This is a genomic window from Labrys wisconsinensis, from assembly GCF_030814995.1.
In the GTDB taxonomy this organism is placed as follows: Bacteria; Pseudomonadota; Alphaproteobacteria; order Rhizobiales; family Labraceae; genus Labrys; species Labrys wisconsinensis.
The window spans coordinates 210,827-230,690 of the sequence record NZ_JAUSVX010000006.1 but is presented as its reverse complement, the minus strand read 5'-3'; the positions used below and the strand labels follow the sequence as shown (position 1 = coordinate 230,690).

General features: G+C 70.5%; 17 protein-coding genes. 6 read left to right on the top strand and 11 right to left on the bottom strand.

What is annotated here, in order from left to right:
* The first annotated feature begins 241 nt into the window (after positions 1 to 241).
* Positions 242 to 2,809 (top strand): hopanoid transporter HpnN, encoded by a 2,568-nt coding sequence (hpnN, locus tag QO011_RS17890; protein WP_307274645.1) that lies wholly within the window; start codon positions 242 to 244, stop codon positions 2,807 to 2,809.
* A gap of 103 nt (positions 2,810 to 2,912) precedes the next feature.
* Here hpnN and QO011_RS17885 read toward each other — a convergent pair whose 3' ends face one another.
* The 11 genes from QO011_RS17885 to QO011_RS17835 form a co-directional block, all read right to left on the bottom strand.
* A complete protein-coding gene (locus tag QO011_RS17885) occupies positions 2,913 to 3,164 on the bottom strand; it encodes a toxin-antitoxin system HicB family antitoxin (protein WP_307274643.1) in 252 nt (83 codons plus the stop codon).
* Positions 3,161 to 3,589: a putative toxin-antitoxin system toxin component, PIN family gene (locus QO011_RS17880; RefSeq protein WP_307274642.1), complete on the bottom strand. Its 429-nt coding sequence runs from the start codon at positions 3,587 to 3,589 to the stop codon at positions 3,161 to 3,163. Before QO011_RS17880 ends, QO011_RS17885 begins: the two co-directional genes overlap by 4 nt.
* Before the next feature lie 52 nt (positions 3,590 to 3,641).
* A complete protein-coding gene (gene hpnK, locus QO011_RS17875) occupies positions 3,642 to 4,481 on the bottom strand; it encodes a hopanoid biosynthesis-associated protein HpnK (RefSeq protein ID WP_307274941.1) in 840 nt (279 codons plus the stop codon).
* Positions 4,478 to 5,917 (bottom strand): hopanoid biosynthesis associated radical SAM protein HpnJ, encoded by a 1,440-nt coding sequence (gene hpnJ, locus QO011_RS17870; RefSeq protein WP_307274939.1) that lies wholly within the window; start codon positions 5,915 to 5,917, stop codon positions 4,478 to 4,480. The genes hpnK and hpnJ overlap by 4 nt, the downstream gene beginning before the upstream one ends.
* The gene (gene hpnI, locus QO011_RS17865; protein ID WP_307274641.1) at positions 5,917 to 7,068 is read right to left on the bottom strand and encodes a bacteriohopanetetrol glucosamine biosynthesis glycosyltransferase HpnI; all 1,152 of its coding nucleotides are present in this window, start codon (positions 7,066 to 7,068) and stop codon (positions 5,917 to 5,919) included. The genes hpnJ and hpnI overlap by 1 nt, the downstream gene beginning before the upstream one ends.
* On the bottom strand, positions 7,065 to 8,060 hold the full coding sequence (locus QO011_RS17860) for a flippase-like domain-containing protein (RefSeq protein WP_307274640.1): 996 nt from the start codon (positions 8,058 to 8,060) through the stop codon (positions 7,065 to 7,067). The genes hpnI and QO011_RS17860 overlap by 4 nt, the downstream gene beginning before the upstream one ends.
* Positions 8,061 to 8,100: 40 nt before the next feature.
* Complete coding sequence (gene dxs, locus QO011_RS17855) at positions 8,101 to 10,020, bottom strand: 1-deoxy-D-xylulose-5-phosphate synthase (RefSeq protein ID WP_307274638.1); 1,920 nt, start codon at positions 10,018 to 10,020, stop codon at positions 8,101 to 8,103.
* Between the two features lie 239 nt (positions 10,021 to 10,259).
* Complete coding sequence (locus QO011_RS17850) at positions 10,260 to 10,526, bottom strand: exodeoxyribonuclease VII small subunit (protein WP_307274637.1); 267 nt, start codon at positions 10,524 to 10,526, stop codon at positions 10,260 to 10,262.
* Positions 10,527 to 10,560: 34 nt separating this feature from the next.
* Complete coding sequence (locus QO011_RS17845) at positions 10,561 to 11,955, bottom strand: dihydroorotase (protein ID WP_307274636.1); 1,395 nt, start codon at positions 11,953 to 11,955, stop codon at positions 10,561 to 10,563.
* A gap of 119 nt (positions 11,956 to 12,074) precedes the next feature.
* On the bottom strand, positions 12,075 to 13,391 hold the full coding sequence (locus QO011_RS17840) for an NAD(P)/FAD-dependent oxidoreductase (RefSeq protein WP_307274635.1): 1,317 nt from the start codon (positions 13,389 to 13,391) through the stop codon (positions 12,075 to 12,077).
* A gap of 2 nt (positions 13,392 to 13,393) precedes the next feature.
* The gene (locus QO011_RS17835; protein WP_307274937.1) at positions 13,394 to 14,794 is read right to left on the bottom strand and encodes an aminotransferase-like domain-containing protein; all 1,401 of its coding nucleotides are present in this window, start codon (positions 14,792 to 14,794) and stop codon (positions 13,394 to 13,396) included.
* A 285-nt stretch (positions 14,795 to 15,079) separates the two neighbouring features.
* Between QO011_RS17835 and QO011_RS17830 the strand changes: the two genes are divergently transcribed.
* From QO011_RS17830 to QO011_RS17810, 5 genes are all read left to right on the top strand, one after another.
* Positions 15,080 to 16,165, top strand: a complete 1,086-nt coding sequence (locus tag QO011_RS17830; protein ID WP_307274633.1) for an ABC transporter ATP-binding protein — start codon at positions 15,080 to 15,082, stop codon at positions 16,163 to 16,165.
* Positions 16,166 to 16,251: 86 nt separating this feature from the next.
* Entirely contained in the window at positions 16,252 to 17,268 is a 1,017-nt protein-coding gene (locus QO011_RS17825; protein ID WP_370881979.1) for an ABC transporter substrate-binding protein, read from the top strand.
* A gap of 70 nt (positions 17,269 to 17,338) precedes the next feature.
* Complete coding sequence (locus tag QO011_RS17820; RefSeq protein WP_307274630.1) at positions 17,339 to 18,595, top strand: ABC transporter permease; 1,257 nt, start codon at positions 17,339 to 17,341, stop codon at positions 18,593 to 18,595.
* Positions 18,595 to 19,413 carry an ABC transporter permease gene (locus QO011_RS17815; RefSeq protein ID WP_307274629.1) on the top strand — a complete coding sequence of 273 codons (819 nt, stop codon included), beginning with the start codon at positions 18,595 to 18,597 and terminating at the stop codon, positions 19,411 to 19,413. Before QO011_RS17820 ends, QO011_RS17815 begins: the two co-directional genes overlap by 1 nt.
* Before the next feature lie 26 nt (positions 19,414 to 19,439).
* Positions 19,440 to 19,793 (top strand): RidA family protein, encoded by a 354-nt coding sequence (locus QO011_RS17810; protein ID WP_307274628.1) that lies wholly within the window; start codon positions 19,440 to 19,442, stop codon positions 19,791 to 19,793.
* Positions 19,794 to 19,864: the final 71 nt, after the last annotated feature.

Here is a 19,864-nt window from a genome sequence, read left to right as displayed (position 1 = left end):
GCGGGCGGACTTGATGCAATTTCGCCGCGGCTTAGCCGGCGAGCTGCGGACATCCGCCAGCAATGCGGCGGCAATCGGGCGGCTGCGGCGCTCTGCCGCCCGGCGTGACATATATGCGCAATCCTTCGGCCGTCGTGCCGGGAAGGCGCGTCACGGGGTCGCTGCCGCAGATGTTCGCGTGTAGTGTCCTGGCGCCCGAGCGGTGCCGCCGCTTCGGTCCGTTGTCGGGGGTGTCGTCGAAATGGTGGAAAGCCTGGTTCTCTCGGTCGTACGCGCTTGCGTGCGCCATGCTGTCGCCACCCTGATCCTCTCCATCCTCGTCGCCCTCGCCGCCGGTGCCTATGCGGCGACGCATTTTCGCATCAACACCAATTCGAGCGACCTGATCTCCCCCGACGTGGAATGGCGCCGGCACGAAGCGGCCTTCAACGATGCCTTTCCCAATCTGAGCGCCGAGGTCGTCGTGGTCGTCGACGCCAGGACGCCGGACCAGGCGGATGCGGCCGCCACCGCGCTCGGCGACCGGCTGTCGACCAAGACGGACGCCATCCGCCTGGTGCGCCAGGCCGGCGGCGGCGAGTTCTTCCGGCGCAACGGGCTGCTCTACCTCCCGACCGACGAGGTGAACCGCATCGTCGCGGCGCTGATGCGCTCGCAGGCCTTCCTGGGGCCGCTCGCGGCCGATCCGACGCTGCGCGGCCTCGGCAATGTCGTCTCCGGCATCGGCATGGGCCTGGCGGCGGGGCAGATCCCCAAGGACGCGCTGGACGAGAAGCCGCTCGCCGCCATGGCCGACGCCGTCGAGGCCGGGCTTGCCGGCCGCGCCGGCACCTTCTCCTGGGCCGGCCTGACGGAAGGCCAGGAGGACCAGAGCGGCACGCGCCGCCTCCTCCTGGTGCGCCCGGTGCTCGATTTCAGCGATCTGCAGCCCGGCCACCTCGCCACCGACACGATCCGCGCCGCCGCAAGGGACCTCGGCCTGACGCCGGAGAACGGCGTGACCGTGCGCCTGACCGGCGACGTGCCGATGGCCGACGAGGAGTTCGGCACGCTCGCCGAAGGCGCCGAGCTCAACGGCGTGATCACCCTCCTGGTGGTGCTGTTCATCCTCTGGCTGGCGCTGCATTCGAGCCGCATCATCCTGGCGGTGATGGTCAGCCTCGTCGTCGGCCTCATGGTCACCGCCGCGCTCGGGCTCCTGATGGTCGGCGCGTTCAACCTGATCTCGGTCGCCTTCGCCGTGCTGTTCGTCGGACTGGGCGTCGATTTCGGCATCCAGTTCAGCGTGCGCTACCGCGAGGAGCGCCACCTCGACGACGACCTCACCACCGCGCTGCACCACGCGGCGCTCAAGGCCGGCCGGCCGCTCGCCCTGGCGGCGGTGGCGGTGGCGGCCGGCTTCTATTCCTTCCTGCCGACCTCCTATCGCGGCCTCTCCGAGCTCGGCCTGATCGCCGGCACCGGCATGATCGTCGCCTTCGTCACCAGCATCACCGTGCTGCCGGCGCTGATCCGGCTGCTGCGGCCGGCCGGCGAGCCGGCCGCGGTCGGCTTCCTGTTCCTGGCGCCGGTCGACCGCTTCACCGCCCGTCACCGCATGCCGATCCTGTTCGGCACGCTCGCGGTGGTGCTCGCCGGGCTGCCGCTGCTCTGGCATGTCCGCTTCGACTTCAACCCGATCCACCTGCGCAGCGCCGCGGTGGAATCGGTTTCGACCTTCATCGACCTCACCCGCGATCCCGACACCAGCCCGGCGACCATCCAGATCCTGCGCCCGACCCTTCAGGCGGCCGAGGAGACCGCCGCCACGCTCGAGAAGCTGCCCGAGGTCGGGCGCACGGTGACGCTGGCCTCCTTCGTGCCGGACCATCAGGACGAGAAGCTCGCGGCCATCGCCCAGGCCGCGGCGGCGCTGGAGCCGGTGCTGGCCGCCCCGGCCGTGCCCACGCCCACGGATGCCGACAGCGCCGCGGCGCTGCGCCAGGCGGCGCAGGTGCCCGGCGGCCAGGGTGGCGCCCTCGGCCGGCTGGCCACGGCGCTCGGCAAGCTGGCGGAGGCCACGCCCGAGACGCGCGCCCGGCTGCAGAAGGCCCTGTTCGCCGGCCTGCCGCCGATGCTGGCGCAGCTCAAGGACAGCCTGCAGGCTTCGCGCGTGACGCTGGACAACCTGCCGCCCAGCATCCGGGGCGACTGGACCACGCCGGACGGGCGGGCCGCGGTTCAGGTCTATGCCAAGGGCGATTCCAACGACAATGCCACGCTGCGCCGCTTCGCCGCGGCGGTGCGGGCCGCCGCGCCGGACGCGACCGGCTATCCCGTCACCATCCAGGACGCCGGCGAGACCATCGTCCAGGCCTTCTTCCAGGCCGGCGCGCTGGCGCTCGTCAGCATCACCATCCTGCTGTTCGTCGTGCTGAAACGCGTCACCGACGTGCTGCTCACCCTGGTGCCGCTGCTGCTGGCCGGCGTGGTGACGCTGGAGCTCACGGTGCTGCTCGACCTGCCGCTCAACTTCGCCAACATCATCGCCCTGCCCCTGCTGCTCGGGGTCGGCGTCGCCTTCAAGGTCTATTTCGTCATGGCCTGGCGCGCCGGAGAGCGCAGCCTGCTCGCCTCCAGCTTGACGCGGGCGGTGTTGTTCAGCGCCGCGACCACGGCCGCCGCCTTCGGCAGCCTGTGGTTCTCGCACCATCCCGGCACGTCGAGCATGGGCGAGTTGCTGGCGCTGTCCCTGCTCTGCACCATGGCCGCCGCCGTGCTGTTCCAGCCGATCCTGATGGGCCCGCCCCGGCAGGCGAAGGCGGCGTGAGGGGGGGCGTGCACATCGCCCTCTCATGCAACGAGTCCGTCGTGACGCTACGGCAGACATCCCGGCATCGCAGCTGGCGTCCCTTCACCGCTGCTCCGACGATTCACGGGAGACGCTCATCGCCTTTCACAGCAGGATTGCCCTTGCCGGCGCGGTCGAGAATGCCCAGCGCTTTCGAAGGATCGGCTCGGGCCGCACGCTCTTGAAAATAGGACTCGGTGCGCAGCGCCGACAGCTTCTCGGCAACCGCCACATTGATGAGCTGGTTCAGTGCAACGCCCTCCGCCTCGGCCACCTTCCTGGCTTCGTCGAGGAGCGACGGCTGAAGCCGCAGCGCGAAGTTGCTTTTCCTCATCTCTCTGCCTCCACTCGCTTCAACGCCTCGCCTGGCATCAAAACTTCGATGCCGAAGCGTCGAACCGCTTTGCTGAAATCGCGGATGTTGAAACTTACGATCGCGTCCGCACGCCCGTTCACCGCAGCCTCCAGCACCATGTCGTCGTCCGGATCTTGAGCGGCAGGTCGCCAGAGGAAGGCGAGACGGACCGGCTCTGCAATGGCTGCAACGGCATCGAGCAGAACGTCCACGTCTTCTACCGACAGGCCCGAAGCCTTCAGATGCTCGGGACGCGTCATCACAGCCTGGTACTCGATCATCAGCGGCACCGAGACCAAAAGCGTCACGTGCCGCTGCAGGCCCAGTTGCAGCAACCTCCGCGAAGCGCCAGCATCACTGCGGATCGCCGCTACCATTGCCGCCGTGTCGAGGATCAGTCTCACAGCATGATATTGCGACGGCAACGCAATATTGCAAGTGATATCACACTGAAGCTCAACCCAGATCGCCGAAGCCGCACAACCGCACGCGCCTCTCCTCGACCAGCGCCCGCGTCGCAGGATCCGTGAGCGCCGCCAGCTCCTCGGGGTAGCGGTAGCCCGGCGCGGCGCGGGTGAAGCTGCCGGCGATGGCGGGGTGGGCGTAGATCTCGGTGACGCCGGGCGGCAGCCGCTCGATCAGGCCGCGGACCCGCTCGCCGGTCATCGCCCCGGTCCAGGCGAGGCCGAAGACCTGGTCGGGCGCGATGACGCCGCGGCGCCGGGCGCGCCGGGCGAGCAGGCGGCTCCAGGGCGCCGTGATCAGGCCTGCGCCGCGCCCCGCCCCGGGCTCGACGGCCCGGAGCACACGCGCGGGCTCGGCCGGCACCCGGAGCGCGCGCATGCCGTAGCGCGGGCCGATGGCGAGGATCAGCGCGGCCACGGTCGGGTGCAGGTGATAGTGCTGGTGGGCGTCGACATGGTCGAGCGGCAGGCCGGTGGCGCGATAGGCCTCGAACTGGGCGGTGATCTCGGCCGCGAGTTGGCGCCGGACGGACGGGAGACAGAACATTGCCGCGCCGGCGCGCACGAGGTCGCGGCGGAACAGGCCGTCGGCATCGACGAGGTCGGGGATGGCGGCCGGCGGCAGCACCGGCCGGTCCTCGACCAGCACCAGGTGCAGCCCGACCCGCAGGGACGGCAGCCGGCGGGCGATCGCCACCGCCGCCTCCGCGGCCGCGGCGCCGACCATCAGGCTGGCCGAGGTGAGGATGCCGCCGCGATGGGCCAGCTCCACCGCCTGATTGACCTCGGGAGCGAGGCCGAAATCGTCGGCGGTGACGATCAGCGCGTTCAGTTGGCCGCCCCTTGGGCGATCTTGTGGCGCTCGCGCAGGAACTGGAAGAACTCGACGCCCTCGCGCAGCCGGCGCTTCATCATGTCGGGGCTGCGCACCATCTCGCCGACGATCGAGCCGATCTTGCCGGCCCGGAAGTAGAAGCGGCGGTAGAAGGTCTCGACCGAATCGAAGATCTCGCTGTGGCTGAGGCCGGGATAGTGCAGCGGGGCGATCTGCACGCCGTGATCGTCGACGAGCTCGGCGTTGGCGTCGTCGAGCCAGCCCTGCTCCAGCGCCTGCTGGTACAGGAACGTGCCGGGATAGGGCGCGGCGAGCGAGACCTGGATGGTGTGCGGGTTGATCCGGGTGGCGAAGCGGATGGTCTCCTCGATCGTCTCCTTGCTCTCGCCGGGCAGGCCCATGATGAAGGTGCCGTGGATGGTGATGCCGAGGTCGTGGCAGTCCTTGGTGAAGCGCTCGGCCACCTCGATGCGCATGCCCTTCTTGATGTTGTGCAGGATCTGCTGGTTGCCGGATTCGTAGCCGACCAGCAAAAGGCGCAGGCCGCCCTCGCGCATGACCTTCAGCGCCTCGCGCGGCACGTTGGCCTTGGCGTTGCACGACCAGGTGACGCCGAGCTTGCCGAGCCCCCTGGCGATCTCCATGGCGCGCGGCAGGTCGTCGGTGAAGGTGTCGTCGTCGAAGAAGAACTCCTTCACCTCGGGGAAGGCCTTCTGCGCCCAGGCGATCTCCTCCAGCACATGGCCGACGCTGCGGGTGCGGTAGCGGTGGCCGCCGACGGTCTGCGGCCAGAGGCAGAAGGTGCAGCGCGACTTGCAGCCCCGCCCGGTATAGAGCGAGATGTAGGGGTGCTTGAGATAGCCGATGAAATAGTTCTTGATCTTGAGGTCGCGCTTGTAGATCGGCGTGACGAAGGGCAGCGCATCCATCTGCTCGATCATCGGCCGGTCGGCGTTGTGGACGATCTCGCCATGGCCGTCGCGGAAGGACAGGCCGCGGATCGCCTTCCAGTCCATGCCGTCGGCGACTTCCTTGACCGTGAAGTCGAACTCGTTGCGCGCGACGAAGTCGACCACCGGGGCCGCGGCCAGGCTGCCGGCGGCGTCGACCGCCACCTTGGCGCCGATCAGGCCGGCCTTGAGGCTGGGGTTGGCGGCCTTGAGCGCCTCGATGGTCTTGACGTCGGACTTGAAGGAGGGCGTCGAGGTGTGCAGCACGGCGAGATCGAAGTCGCGGGCCTGCGCCGTGATCTCGGACAGCGGCGTGCGATGCGGCGGGGCGTCGATCAGCTTGCTGTTCTCGACCAGCGCCGCCGGCTGGGCGAGCCAGGTCGGGTACCAGAAGGAGGCGATCTCACGCCGGGCCTGGTAGCGCGAGCCCGCGCCGCCGTCGAAACCGTCGAACGAAGGGGCCTGGAGAAACAGCGTGCGCATCATCGATCACCTTCTCGTCTCGCCACCATCGTCCCGTCCATCCTGACCCGAAAATCGTGCCCGCGCCAATGGACGCCGGTGGGCACGAAACTGGCGAGATAGACCAGGAACGACAGGCAGTCACGCAGGGGGAGCAGGCCATAGGCCGTTTCCTGCAAACCGAACCGCCGCGCCACGCTCCAGAGCAGGAGACTGCGGCAGAAAAACGCCGCCGCGACCAGAATCCCCGCGCCGCCGGACAAGCCGGTCAGCGAGAGGGCCAGGATGGCGAGCGGCAGGGGATGGGTCAAGCCGCTGCCGACATGGCCGAGCCGGTCGAGGCCGGCGACGGTCTTGGCCCAGCGGATCTCGTGGCGCAGCATCTCGGCCAGCGAGGCATCGTTGCAGCGGTGCGTCACGAGGAAGGGCGTCACCGCCACGGCGAGCCCGAGGCCGCGGACGGCATGGCCGACGGCATAGTCGTCGGCCAGCACGTCGGCGAGGGCGCGGAAGCCGCCGATGCGCTCCAGCGTCTGCCGCCGGAGCGCGATGGTGGCGCCGAAGCAGGGCGCGGCGAGCCCGCCGGCGAGGCCGACGACGACGCTCGGCAGGAAATGGCTGTCGATCTGCAGCCCGGCGAGGCGCGACCACAGCCCGTCCGTGACACCGCCGCGATAGGGGCAGGTGACCGCGCCGATTCCCGGCCGCTCGAGCGCGGCGACCACCCGGGCGAGATAGTCGGGCCCGACGCGGATATCGCTGTCGGCCAGGACCAGCACGTCGTGGCGCGCCGCGCCCATCATGTTGATCAGGTTCGAGACCTTGGGGTTGGAGCCGTGGCGGGCGGCGTCGACGACCAGGGCGAGGTCGCGCTCCGGCATGGCGCGGATGATCGCCTCGACCACGGGAATCGCCGCATCCTGCGGATTCTGCACGCCGAACACCACCTGCACCGGGCCGGCATGGTCCTGCGCCAGGAAGGACATCAGGTTCTCGTGCAGGAACGGCTCGGCCCCGTGCAGCGGCTTGAGCACGGTCACGGCGGCGCCGGAGGCGGCAGCGGCCGGCTCCGGCCGGCCGAAGCGGGCCACCAGCCGGGCCGCGACCAGCGTGTAGAGGCAGCCGGCGACGGCGAGCGCGCCGAAGAGGAGGGCGAGCGCCTGCCCGATCATCGCTCGGGTCCCTGATGGACCGGGACCGGCCTGAGGCGGCCGAACTCCAGCGCCTGCCAGATCGCCAGGCCCGGAATGCCGAGCACGAGGTCCGGCACGCGCTTGACCAGGCCGACGGCGAGGGCGAGCTGCGGCGGCAGGCCATAGGCCGCGGCGATGGCGACGATCGCCGCTTCCTGGACGCCGACCCCGCCCGGCACGATGAAGAGAGCCCCGCGCGCGGCGTGCGACAGGCTCTCGATGACCAGCGCCTCGGCAAAGCCGATGGGGTGGCCGAGGAAGGCGAGCACGATCCAGACTTCCAGCGCCCCGAAGATCCAGATGCCCATGTGGATGGCGGCGGCGACGGCGAGGCGGCCGGGCGCGCGGTGCGTGGCGGCGAGGCTGTCGGCGAGGCCGACGATGCCGCCGGGGACGGACCAGCCGTTCTTCGTCGCCGCGGCGACGATGCGCCGCTCGACCCAGCCGATGCCGCCCCAGCGCTGCAGGACGAAGAAGCCGATGACGCCGAAGGCGAAGAGCAGGAGGCTGGCGCCGAGCCAGAGCGCCGTCTCGCCGTCGCCGGTGCTGACCAGGAACAGGCCGAGGCCGAGCAGGGAGAAGACGAGCTGGGTCGAGACCTGGACCAGGAGGTCGGCGAGGACGCTGGCCGCCGCGACCGGGCCCTTCACCCCCTGGCGGGCGAGAAGGCGGGCGCCGACGATGTCGCCGCCGACCTGCGCCACCGGGAGGAGCACGTTGATCGCCTCGCGCACCCAGCGCAGCAGCGGGCAGACCCACCACGCCGTCGGCGCGAGCAGCACCGCCTGCCAGGCGACGCCCGAGAAGGCCACCTGGCCGAAGCGCACGATCACCACCAGGGCGATGCCCCAGCCGACCTCGGCGAAAGCCTGGGTCACGCCGTCGAGGCCGTAATAGAGCGCCAGGGCGACGAGCAGCACCACGCCGCTGAACGCGGCGAGATGGAAGCGCGACGGCCTCGGCAGGTGCATCGGCGGCTCCGTGGGTTCGGGCGACGGCGCCGGGGGACGCTCAGGCGCGCCTGGGCAGGGCGGCAGCGTCGCGACCGAGCGCCTCGAACACCTTGGCGACGATGCCGGCGGCATCGAGCCCGGCCCGCGCATACATCGCCTCGGGCTTGTCATGGTCGAGGAAGTGGTCCGGCAGCACCAGCGGCCGCACCTTCAGGCCGCGGTCGAGCGCACCGCGCTCGGCCAGGAGCTGCAGCACGTGGCTGCCGAAGCCGCCGACCGAGCCCTCCTCGACCGTCAGCAGCACCGCGTGCTCGCGCGCCAGGCGCAGCACCAGATCCTCGTCGAGCGGCTTGGCGAAGCGCGCGTCGGCGACCGTGGCCGAAAGCCCCAACGCCGCCAGGTCCTCGGCCGCCTTCAGGCATTCGGCCAGCCTGGTCCCGAGCGACAGCAGCGCCACCTGCGTGCCCTCGCGCAGCACCCGGCCGCGGCCGATGGCGAGCGGCGTGCCGAATTCCGGCATGTCGACGCCGACGCCCTCGCCGCGGGGGTAGCGGAAGGCGATCGGCCCCTCGTCATAGGCCGCCGCGGTGGCGACCATGTGCACCAGCTCCGCCTCGTCGGCGGCGGCCATCACCACCATGTTCGGCAGGCAGGCGAGATAGGCGACGTCGAAGGCGCCGGCATGGGTGGCCCCGTCCGCGCCCACCAGGCCGGCCCGGTCGATCGGGAAGCGCACCGCGAGCTTCTGGATCGCCACGTCGTGGACGACCTGGTCGTAGGCCCGCTGCAGGAAGGTCGAATAGATCGCGCAGAACGGCTTGTAGCCCTCCGTCGCCATCCCGGCGGCGAAGGTCACCGCATGCTGCTCGGCGATGCCGACGTCGAAGGTGCGCTTCGGGAACTCCTTCTCGAACAGGTCGACGCCCGTGCCCGACGGCATCGCCGCGGTGATCGCCACGATGCGGTCGTCCTTGCGCGCCTCCTTGATCAGCGTCTCGCCGAAGACGCGGGTATAGGCCGGCGCATTGGCCTTGGCCTTGACCTGCGCGCCGGTGACGACGTCGAACTTGACCACGCCGTGATACTTGTCGGCGGACGCCTCGGCCGGGGCGTAGCCCTTGCCCTTCTGCGTCACCACGTGCACCAGGACCGGGCCTTCGGCCTGGTCGCGCACGTTCTTGAGGACGGGGAGGAGATGGTCGAGGTTGTGCCCGTCGATCGGGCCGACATAGTAGAAGCCGAGCTCCTCGAACATGGTGCCGCCGGTCCAGAAGCCGCGGGCATATTCCTCGGTGCGCCGTGCCTTGTCGTAGACGAATTTCGGCATGCGCTTGGCGAGATGCTTGGCCCAACCGCGCAGGCCGGTATAGGTGCTGCCCGACACCAGGCGCGCCAGATAGGCCGACATCGCGCCCACCGGCGGGGCGATCGACATGTCGTTGTCGTTGAGGATCACCACCAGGCGCGAGCCGAGCGCCCCGGCATTGTTCATCGCCTCGTAGGCCATGCCGGCCGACATGGCGCCGTCGCCGATCACCGCCACCACATGGCCCTTGCCGCCCTCCAGGTCCCGCGCCGCCGCCATGCCGAGGCCGGCCGAGATCGAGGTGGAGGAATGGGCCGCGCCGAACGGGTCGTATTCGCTCTCCGAGCGCCGGGTGAAGCCGGAGAGGCCGCCGGGCTGGCGCAGGGTGCGGATCCGCTCGCGCCGGCCGGTGAGGATCTTGTGCGGATAGGCCTGGTGGCCGACGTCCCAGATCAGCCGGTCGCGCGGGGTGTCGAACACCGCATGGATGGCGACGGTCAGCTCGATCACGCCGAGGCCGGCCCCGAGATGGCCGCCGGTCACCGAGACCGCGTCGATCGTCTCGGCCCGCAATTCGTCGGCGAGCTGGCGCAGTTGCTCCTCGGGCAGGCGACGCAGGTCCTCCGGCGTCCGGATCGTATCAAGCAGGAGAGTCGAAGGAGAGTCGGCCAATTCGGTCACCGATCGTGCACGCGGAAGGCGAAAGGCATGAAGCCCTTCTAAATCACAAAAGCATGAAGCCTTTCTAGATTACATAATACGGCCCTGGGAATGGCACTATGGAGTTTGTCTCATTTGCGCAGGGGCTGGGGCTGCCAGGCACGAGAAAGTCGCGACATGCGACATCCTGACAACGCTCCGTGGCGGGCAAGGCTCCATCCCGGGCGGAAATTTCGTGCGGAGCTTCGCCCTCACGCCTCCGGCAGGGCCTCGGTGCCGGCCGGCTTGCCCTCGGCGTCGAGGCGGATCTTGTCGACCTTCGCCTCGGCGATCTTGAGCAGGCGGTCGCAATGCGCCTTGAGGGCCTCGCCCCGGGCATAGATGGCGATCGATTCCTCCAGCGGCACATTGCCGCCCTCCAGGCTCTTGACGATCTGATCGAGCTCGGCGAGCGCCTTCTCGAAGGAGAGCGCGGCAATGTCGGACGGGGTGGACTCGGACGGAAACAAATTGGGCATGGGACCTGAGACTCTGCCTGGAACTCGATGCACTCTAGCCGGTCGCGCCGGCGCCGGACACCCCAGCGAGCTCGCTACGCCCGGCGAGCTCGCTACGCCCGGCGAGCGTCTCGCCGAAGCGCACCGCCTCGCCGCGGCGCGCCTCGACCAGGCCGCCCTCCCACATCACCCGGGCGCCGCGCACCACGGTGCCGATCGGCCAGCCGGTGACGGTGACGCCGTCATAAGGCGTCCAGCCGGCCTTGGAGGCGATCCAGCCGTTCGAGATCAGCCGGTGCTTCTTCAGGTCGACGATGGTGAGGTCGGCGTCGTAGCCGACGGCGATCCGGCCCTTGCCGGCGATGCCGAAGATGCGGGCCGGGCCGTGGCTGGTGAGATCCACCAGGCGCTCGAGGGTCAGGCGGCCGGCATGGACATGGTCGAGCATGATCGGCACCAGCGTCTGCACGCCGGTCATGCCGGAGGGCGAATTGGGATAGGGCTTGGCCTTCTCCTCCCGCGTGTGCGGCGCGTGGTCGGAGCCGAGCACGTCGACGACGCCCTGGTCGAGCCCGCGCCAGATGCCGTCGCGGTGGAAGGCGTCGCGCACCGGAGGGTTCATCTGCGCCAGGGTGCCGAGCCGCTCGTAGCATTCCGGCGCCACCAGGGTGAGGTGGTGCGGCGTCGCCTCGACGGTGGCGATGTCCTTGTGCCCGGCCAGGAACTCCATCTCCTCGGCGGTGGAGATGTGCAGGACGTGGATGCGCGCCCCGGCGCGGCGGGCGATGGCGACCAGGCGCCGGGTGCAGCCGAGCGCCGTCTCGGCGTCGCGCCAGACGGGATGCGAGGCCGGGTCGCCCGGCACGCGCAAGTCGCGGCGCTGGCGCAGCCGGAACTCGTCCTCGGAATGGAAGGCGGCGCGCCGGCGGGTGCGCCGGAGGATGGCCTCGACGCCGTCGTCGTCCTCGACCAGCAGCGAGCCGGTGGACGAGCCCATGAACACCTTGATGCCGGCGGCGCCGGGCAGGCGCTCGAGCTCGGCGACGTCGGCGGCGTTCTCGCGCGTGCCGCCGACCCAGAAGGCGAAGTCGCAATGCATGCGGTGATGCGCCCGCTTCACCTTGTCGGCCAGCGCCTCGGCCGAGATGGTGAGCGGATCGGTGTTCGGCATCTCGAACACGGCGGTGACGCCGCCCATGACCGCGGCCAGCGCGCCGGTCTGCAGGTCCTCCTTATGGGTGGCGCCCGGCTCGCGGAAATGCACCTGGCTGTCGATCACCCCGGGCAGCACGGTGAGGCCGCTGCAATCGACCTCGTCGCCGGCGCTGGCCTGGCCGAGATTGCCGATGGCGGCGATGCGCCCGCCGGTGACGCCGATATCGGCCTCGCCGCGGCCGTCATGGTTGACGATGGTGCCGTTGCGGAAGATGCGGTCGAAGGTCTGGGACATCTGGCTCGCTCCGGGGTTCGGCGATGGGCACCGCCGACGCCGTCATAGCGGCCCCGGTCCGGTCCGAAAAGGCGGATCGAGCGCTCTCCCCTGCCCGGGCGAGGCCGAGTCGCCCAGGTCTATCCGGGGCCGGGCTTGCCGCCCCAGGCGTCGAAGCGGTCGTGGCGCAGCGTCGCCAGCGGCAGGACCGGCGGCCGCTCCGAGACGAGATCGGCGACGAGGCGCCCGGTGATGCCGGCCAGGGTCAGGCCGAGATGGCCGTGGCCGAAGGCATAGGTGACCGCGGGATGCCGGGCGGACCGCGCCACGACAGGGAGCGAGTCGGGCATCGAGGGGCGGAACCCCATCCATTCGGCACCTGGGGCGCCGGCCTGCGGCAGCAGCTCGGCAACCGTCTGCCGGATCATCCGCGTGCGCACCGGCCGCGCCGGCACGGCGAGGCCGCCGAGCTCGACGGTTCCGGCCGCCCGCAGCCCATCGGCCATCGGGGTCATGTAGAAGCCGTGCTCGGGATAGCAGACCGGACGGCCGAGGAGATGACCGGCCTCGGGGAAGAGCACGTGGTAGCCGCGCTCGGTGTCGAGCAGGACGTCCTCGCCCAGCTGCCGCACCAGGGCGCGCGAATGGGCGCCAGCGGCGATCACGAGACGCTCGGCGCGGAGCGCGGTGCCATCCGTGCCGACACGGACGCCCTCTCCCTCGCAGCGCAGGTCCCGCACCTCGGCCCGCACGATCGCGCCGCCGCGCTTGCGGATCGCCGCGGCGAAGGCGACGGCCAGCACCTGCGGGCTGTCGAAGGTATAGGCGTCGGGGTAGAGCACCCCGCGCCGGTAGAGCGGCGCCAGCCGGGGCTCCAGGGCGCGGATCGCCACCGCGTCGAGGCGCTCGAGGGCGACGCCATGGCGCTCGCGCAGACGGTTGTCCGCCTCGGCGGCGGCGAAGGCGGCGTCGGAGCGATAGAGGTAGAGGCAGCCGGCGTGGCGCTCGAGATGGCGGGCGCCCGCCTCCTCGACCAGCGGCCGGTAGGCGGCATCGGCATGGCGCAGCAGCCCGGCAAGCGTGCCGGCGATGCGCTCGACCTCGGCCGGCCGGCTGGCGGCGAGGAAGGCCCGGAGCCAGGGGGCGAGATGCGGCAGATAACGCCAGACGATCGCCAGCGGGCCGGCCGGATTCAGCACCATGCCGGGGACGCGCCAGGCGATGCCCGGCGTCGCCACCGGCACCACGCCATGCGGCGCGACGGTGCAGGCATTGCCGTAGGAGCAGGCCTGCCTATAGGACCCGCCGGGCTCGGGCGGCGCCCGGTCGACGACGGTGACGTGGTGTCCCAGGCGCGCCAGCCAGAGCGCCGAGGCGAGGCCGACCAGGCCGGCGCCGATGACCGCCACCCGGCGGCGCTCGCCCTCGGGGACGGGGGCGGCATCGAGGCCGTCCATCCCTATACCGTCCCGAACAGGGCGCGCGGCCGCTCGGCCAGCGTCGTCGCGACGATGCGCAGCGCCGTGGCCAGCTCGTCGCGCGAGGCGGCGCAGCCCAGGTTGATCCGCACCGCGTGCTCGACCGGCTCGCGGTCGGCGGCGAAGGCGGTGGCGGGCATGACGGCGACGCCGTGCGCCCGGACATTGGCGGCGAAGTCCTCCGCGCGCCAGGGCGGCGGCAGCTTGAGCCAGACGAACATGCAGCGCGGATCGGCATTCACCGCTGCCCCCGCCAGGATGGTCACCACCAGCGCATGCCGCGCCCGGAGCTCGGCGAGCTGGGCGGCCAGGATGGCGACGGCGGTGCCGTCCTCCATCCAGCGGCTGGCGACCAGCAGCGGCAGGGGCGCCGGCATCCAGGCGGTGGTGCGCACCGGCTCGGCCGTCACCAGGGCGCGGCCGGGCGGACAGGTGAGATAGCCGACGCGCAGGCCCGGCGCGAGCGCCTTGGAGAGCGAGGAAATGTGATAGGTGCGCTCCGGCGCCAGCGTCCTCAGGGCCGGCGGCCGCTCGTCCAGCATCGGCCCGTAGACGTCGTCCTCGATGATCGTCAGGTCGCGGCGGCGGGCAATGTCGACCAGCGCGCGCCGGCGCGGCTCCGACATGGTGACGACGCTCGGATTGTGCAGGGACGGCACGGTGAACACCGCCTTGACCGGCTCGCGCCGGCAGGCCGCGTCGAGCTCTTCGGCCGACATGCCCTCGGCGTCGCTGCCGATGCCGACGATGCGGAACCGGAACATCTGCGCCAGGGCCTTGAGGCCGTAATAGGTCAGGCGGTCGGCGGCCACCACGTCGCCGGGCTCGATCAGGCTGCCGATCACGGCGAGCAGGGCGTGCTGCGCCCCGCTGGTCACCACGATGTCGTCCGCCGCCGGCTCGAACCCGTTGAGCGCCACCCAGCGCCGGCCCGCGGCACGGGCCCAGGCCGGGCCTTCCGGCGGCTGGTACTCCTGCAGCTCGCGAAAGCGCGGATCCCCAGCCAGCAGCGGCAGCGTCTGCGCCAGGCGCTCGCGGAAATCGTCGACCGCCGGGCGGTTGACCGTGAGGTCGATGACGCCCGACGGCGTCGCCGCGCGGTCGACGCGGGGCATGGCCGGCTCGCTGGTAACGACGGTGCCGCGCCGCGTCGAGCCCGTGACGAGGCTGAGGTTCTGCAGCTCGCGATAAGCGCGCGAGACGGTGGAGACGTTGAGCGAGCGCTGCTTGGCCAGGTCGCGCTGCGGCGGCAGGCTGCTGCCGGGCTTCAGCTCACCGGAGCGGATGCGCGCCTCCAGCTCCGCGGCGAGGGCGAGATAGGCCGGCAGCCGCGGGGCCCGCGCCGGGCCGGACGTCGCCGGCCGCTTCGCAATTGTCCGAATCTGATCCAAGCACGAATCCACACAAACCGGAACCGGCCGGACGTCAACCGGATTCGGTCCTCATGCAGGGCCTTCATAACAGGCCTTCCGCCTCGCGGTCCAGCCGAAATCGCAGTGGGCCGCCGGAGAAGTCCGCCGCTCCAGGCCGATTCACGCCGGCCCGGGATCGAGATGATCCGTCTATCCCTCCCTGATTTTGTGTGGCTTGACTATTTCCAAAACACCACACAATATCGAGCACCATTCAGACAACAAACCCGAGCCGCACGACAAGAGGCGAGCCAGATGCAGGACCCGCGCTTCATCACCTTCGAGGGCGTGAAGAAATCCTATGACGGCGCCAGCTACGTCGTCCGGGGCCTGGACCTCGCCGTGGCGCAGGGCGAGTTCCTGACGCTGCTCGGCCCGTCCGGCTCGGGCAAGACGACGACGCTGATGATGCTGGCCGGCTTCGAGACGCCGACCAGCGGAACGATCACGCTCGGCGGCCAGCGCATCGACAGCGTGCCGGCGCACCGGCGCAACATCGGCGTGGTCTTCCAGAACTATGCGCTGTTCCCGCACATGAGCGTGGGCGAGAACGTCGCCTTCCCGCTGAAGATGCGCCGCATGGGCCGGGCGGAGATGGCAGAGCGCGTGCGCCGGGCCCTCGACATGGTGCGCATGGCCGCGTTCGAGGCGCGCAAGCCGGCGCAATTGTCCGGCGGCCAGCAGCAGCGCGTCGCCCTTGCCCGCGCCCTGGTGTTCGAGCCCAAGCTGGTGCTGATGGACGAGCCGCTCGGCGCCCTCGACAAGCAGCTGCGCGAGCACATGCAGATCGAGATCAAGCATCTGCATGCCCGGCTCGGCATCAACGTCGTCTACGTCACCCACGACCAGGGCGAGGCCCTGACCATGTCGGACCGCGTCGGCGTCTTCAACGACGGCACGCTGCAGCAGATCGCGCCGCCCGCCATGCTGTACGAGGCCCCGGCCAATCCCTTCGTCGCCGCCTTCATCGGCGAGAACAACGCCATCGCCGGCCGGGTGACAGCGCTCGCCGGCGGCCGCTGCCGGATCGAGACCGAGACGGGCGCCGCGATCGCCGCCCTCGCCGGCGACGGCCTCGCGGTCGGCGCCCGGGCGACCCTGGCGCTGCGGCCTGAACGCGTCGGCCTGGCGCCGGCGGAAAGCTGGGAGAACCGCTTCCCGGCCCGGGTCGAGGAGCTGATCTACCACGGGGACCATCTGCGCCTGCGCGTCGCCGCCTGTGGGCGCGACGACATCCTGGTCAAGCTGCCGACCCAACTCGCCGGTCCGGCGCTGGCACGGGGCGCCGAGGCCGTCATCGGCTGGCGCCCCGACGACTGCCGGGCGCTCGCCCTCGCCTGAGGGCGCCGCCCACGGACAAGAACGCCGTCAAGGCACACATGAAGGGGAACGACATGATACGCAGATTTTCGCTTCTGCCGACCGCCATGCTTCTCGCGGGCCTGGCGACGCCGGCGCTCGCCGACGGCACGCTGACCGTGACCTCGTGGGGCGGCGCCTACACCAAGAGCCAGGAAAAGACCTATTTCGAGCCCTTCGCCAAGCAGACCGGCGTCAAGGTGCTGCAGGACGAATGGGACGGCTCGACGGCCAAGCTGAAGGGCATGGTCGAGACCAAGCAGGTGACCTGGGACATCGTCGACGTCGAGCCGGGCCACGCCCTGCAGGGCTGCGACGAGAACTGGCTGGAAAAGATCGACTATTCCAAGCTGGGCGGCAAGGCGGCCTTCATCGACGGCGCCGCGATGGACTGCGCCGTCGCCACCATCGTCTTCGGCACCATCTATGCCTATGACGCCGCGAAATTCCCGAACGGCGGCCCGACCACCATGGCCGACCTGTTCGACACCAAGAAATTCCCCGGCCCGCGGGCGCTGCGCAAATCGCCCAAGACCACGCTGGAATTCGCGCTGATCGCCGACGGCGTGGCGCCCAAGGACGTCTACACCGTGCTCGGCACGCCGGAGGGCGTCGACCGCGCCTTCAAGAAGCTCGACACCATCAAGAAGGACGTCAAGGTGTGGTGGACTGCCGGCGCCCAGCCGCCGCAACTGCTCGCCGACGGCGAGGTGGTGATGACCACCGCCTGGAACGGCCGCATCTACGACGCGGTGAAGAACAGCGGCAAAAACTTCAAAATCGTCTGGGACGGCCAGGGCATGGACTTCAACCTCTGGGCCGAGCCGGTCGGCTCGAAGAACAAGGCCGAGGCCGACAAGTTCATCGCCTTCACCATGAATCCCGACGTGATGGCGCAGCAGTCGCGATACATCTCCTACGGCCCAACCCTGAAGGCAGCGATCGCCAAGGTGCCGGCCGAAATCCTGCCTGACCTGCCGACGGCGCCGGAGAACACGAAGACCGCCTTCGTGGTCTCGTCCGAGTTCTGGGCGGACCATGACGAGGAGTTGACCGAACGCTTCAACACTTGGCTGGCGAAATAGCCGCGCACGCGGCGGGCCGCATTCCGGCGGTCCGCCGGGCTCTTCACCTCCTCCTCGGCAGCGGCGCGACATGACCACAGCCTTCGCTGACATTGCGGACCATCCGGCGGACGACAGCGTTGCGCTCCCCCGGCGCCTGCGCCGGCTCCGCCGCCGCGGGCAGGCCAAGGCCCTGCTGCTGGTCGCGCCGCTGCTGCTCTTTCTCCTCGCCGTCTTCGTCGTGCCGATCGGCGCCCTGCTGACGCGCAGCGTCGACAACAGCGTCGTCCGGCAGGCGCTGCCGCAGACGGCGGTGGCCCTCGCCGCCTGGGATGGCGAAAGCGTGCCGGACGAGGCGGTCTACGCCGCCTTCGCCGCCGACCTCAAGGCCTCGCCGCGCGAGACGGTGGCCGAGGTCGCCAAGCGCCTCAACTACTACGAGGCCGGGCTGCGCTCGATGCTGCTCAAGACCGGCCGCCAGATCGGCCGCGCGCAGGCGCCCTGGCACGCCGCCTTCGTCGCCATCGACCCGGCCTGGGGCACGCCGCGCTACTGGCGGGTGCTGCGGCAGGCTCTGCCCGCCACCACGGATTTCTACCTGCTGGCGGCGCTCGACCTGCAGCACGACGACCGCGGCGCCATCGTCGGCGTGACGCCGGAAACCGCGGTGCATCGCCAGGTGCTGCTGCGCACCTTCGCGGTCAGCCTGTCGGTGACGCTGATCTGCCTGGCGCTCGGCTATCCCCTGGCCGCTCTGATCGCCCGCTCGCGCGGCGCGGTCGCGAACACGCTGCTGATCCTGGTGCTGCTGCCGTTCTGGACCTCGCTGCTGGTGCGCACCAGCGCCTGGGTGGTGCTGCTGCAGAGCCGCGGCGTGGTCAACGAGGCCCTGGCCTGGCTCGGCCTGATCGACCCGGCGCGCCCGCTCGACCTGATCTACAACCGGACCGGCGTGCTGATCGCCATGACCCATATCCTGCTGCCCTTCATGGTCCTGCCGATCTACAGCGTGATGAAGGGCATCCCCCCGGTCTATCTGCGCGCCGCCGCCTCGCTCGGCGCGCCGCCCGCGTCGGCCTTCCGGCACGTCTACCTGCCGATGAGCCTGCCCGGCGTCAGCGCCGGCTGCCTGCTCGTCTTCATCCTGGCGCTCGGCTACTACATCACCCCGGCGCTGGTCGGCGGGCCGCAGGACCAGATGGTCAGCTATTTCATCGCCTATTACGCCAACCAGGTCACCAACTGGGGCATGGCGGCAGCGCTCAGCGCCATCCTCCTGGTAGCGGTGCTGATCCTCTACGCCGTCTACAACCGCATCGTCGGCATCGACAGACTGAGGATGGGCTGATGGGCAGGACATCGCTCGCGCTGAATCCGCTCTCCGTGCTGCTCTGGCTGGCGGGCGGCCTCGTCCTCGCCTTCCTGGTGGCGCCGATCGTCGCCATCGTGCCGCTCTCCTTCAACGCCGAGCCGTTCTTCACCTATCCCATGCCGGGCCTGTCACTGCGCTGGTACCAGGAGTTCTTCGGCTCCGAGGTCTGGCAGCTCGCCCTGCGCAACAGCATCGTCGTGGCGACCTCGGCCACCGTGCTGGCGACGTTCCTCGGCACGCTGGCCGCCATCGGCCTGACGCGGCCCGACTGCCCGGCGCGCGCCACGCTGACCGCGATCCTGATCTCGCCGATGATCGTGCCGGTGATCGTCTCGGCGGTCGGCATCTATTATGCCTTCGCCGCGGTCGGCCTGCTCAACACGCTGACCGGCCTGGTGCTCGCCCATACCGCCATCGGCGCGCCCTTCGTCGTGATCACGGTGACGGCGACGCTGGCTGGCTTCGACCAGACCCTGATGCGCGCCGCGGCGAGCCTCGGGGCACCGCCGCCGGTGGCGGTGCTGCGCGTCATGCTGCCGATCATCGCGCCCGGTGTCGTCTCCGGCGCGCTGTTCGCCTTCGTCACCTCCTTCGACGAGGTGGTGATCGCCCTGTTCATTTCCGGCTCCGAGCAACGCACCCTGCCGCGCCAGATGTGGAGCGGCGTGCGCGAGACGCTGAGCCCGACCATCGCCGCCGTGGCGACGCTGCTGATCCTGTTCTCCACGATCTTCCTGATGACCGTGCAATGGCTGCAGCGCCGGGCCGAGCGCCAGAAGCTTTCACCCACCTGACCGACGTGAGACCCGAGGGTTCCGCCATGACCATCCAGCGTTTCGACACCGGCGCGCGCATGAGCCAGGCCGTGCTCCACGGCGGCTTCGCCTTCCTCGCCGGCCAGGTGGCGGAGGACGCGCCCGGCACCTCCGTGACCGAGCAGACCGCCAATATCCTGGCGCGGATCGACGCCCTGCTCCACCGCATCGGCTCGCGGCGGGAGAACATCCTCAGCGCCACGATCTGGCTCGCCGACATCGCCGGCTTCGCCGAGATGAATGCGGTCTGGGACGCCTGGGTGCCGCAAGGCCATGCTCCGGCCCGCGCCACGGTGGAGGCCCGGCTGGCCGCCCCGCAATTCGCCGTCGAGATCGGCATCGTCGCCGCCGTGGCCTGAGCGGGGCCTGCCGCAGCCGGTGATGGGGCAGGACGCACACCTTCACGACATCGCCGCAAACCTCCATATGA

Excerpts from the sequence above, each read along its gene's own strand:
- QO011_RS17850 (WP_307274637.1), bottom strand. The coding sequence starts at position 10,526 with ATGCCCAATTTGTTTCCGTCCGAGTCCACCCCGTCCGACATTGCCGCG.
- QO011_RS17815 (WP_307274629.1), top strand. The coding sequence starts at position 18,595 with ATGGGCAGGACATCGCTCGCGCTGAATCCGCTCTCCGTGCTGCTCTGG.
- QO011_RS17885 (WP_307274643.1), bottom strand. The coding sequence starts at position 3,164 with ATGAGGAAAAGCAACTTCGCGCTGCGGCTTCAGCCGTCGCTCCTCGAC.
- QO011_RS17830 (WP_307274633.1), top strand. The coding sequence starts at position 15,080 with ATGCAGGACCCGCGCTTCATCACCTTCGAGGGCGTGAAGAAATCCTAT.
- QO011_RS17820 (WP_307274630.1), top strand. The coding sequence starts at position 17,339 with ATGACCACAGCCTTCGCTGACATTGCGGACCATCCGGCGGACGACAGC.
- QO011_RS17810 (WP_307274628.1), top strand. The coding sequence starts at position 19,440 with ATGACCATCCAGCGTTTCGACACCGGCGCGCGCATGAGCCAGGCCGTG.
- hpnJ (WP_307274939.1), bottom strand. The coding sequence starts at position 5,917 with ATGCGCACGCTGTTTCTCCAGGCCCCTTCGTTCGACGGTTTCGACGGC.
- hpnI (WP_307274641.1), bottom strand. The coding sequence starts at position 7,068 with ATGATCGGGCAGGCGCTCGCCCTCCTCTTCGGCGCGCTCGCCGTCGCC.
- QO011_RS17845 (WP_307274636.1), bottom strand. The coding sequence starts at position 11,955 with ATGTCCCAGACCTTCGACCGCATCTTCCGCAACGGCACCATCGTCAAC.
- QO011_RS17825 (WP_370881979.1), top strand. The coding sequence starts at position 16,252 with ATGCTTCTCGCGGGCCTGGCGACGCCGGCGCTCGCCGACGGCACGCTG.
- QO011_RS17860 (WP_307274640.1), bottom strand. The coding sequence starts at position 8,060 with ATGCACCTGCCGAGGCCGTCGCGCTTCCATCTCGCCGCGTTCAGCGGC.
- hpnN (WP_307274645.1), top strand. The coding sequence starts at position 242 with ATGGTGGAAAGCCTGGTTCTCTCGGTCGTACGCGCTTGCGTGCGCCAT.
- QO011_RS17840 (WP_307274635.1), bottom strand. The coding sequence starts at position 13,391 with ATGGACGGCCTCGATGCCGCCCCCGTCCCCGAGGGCGAGCGCCGCCGG.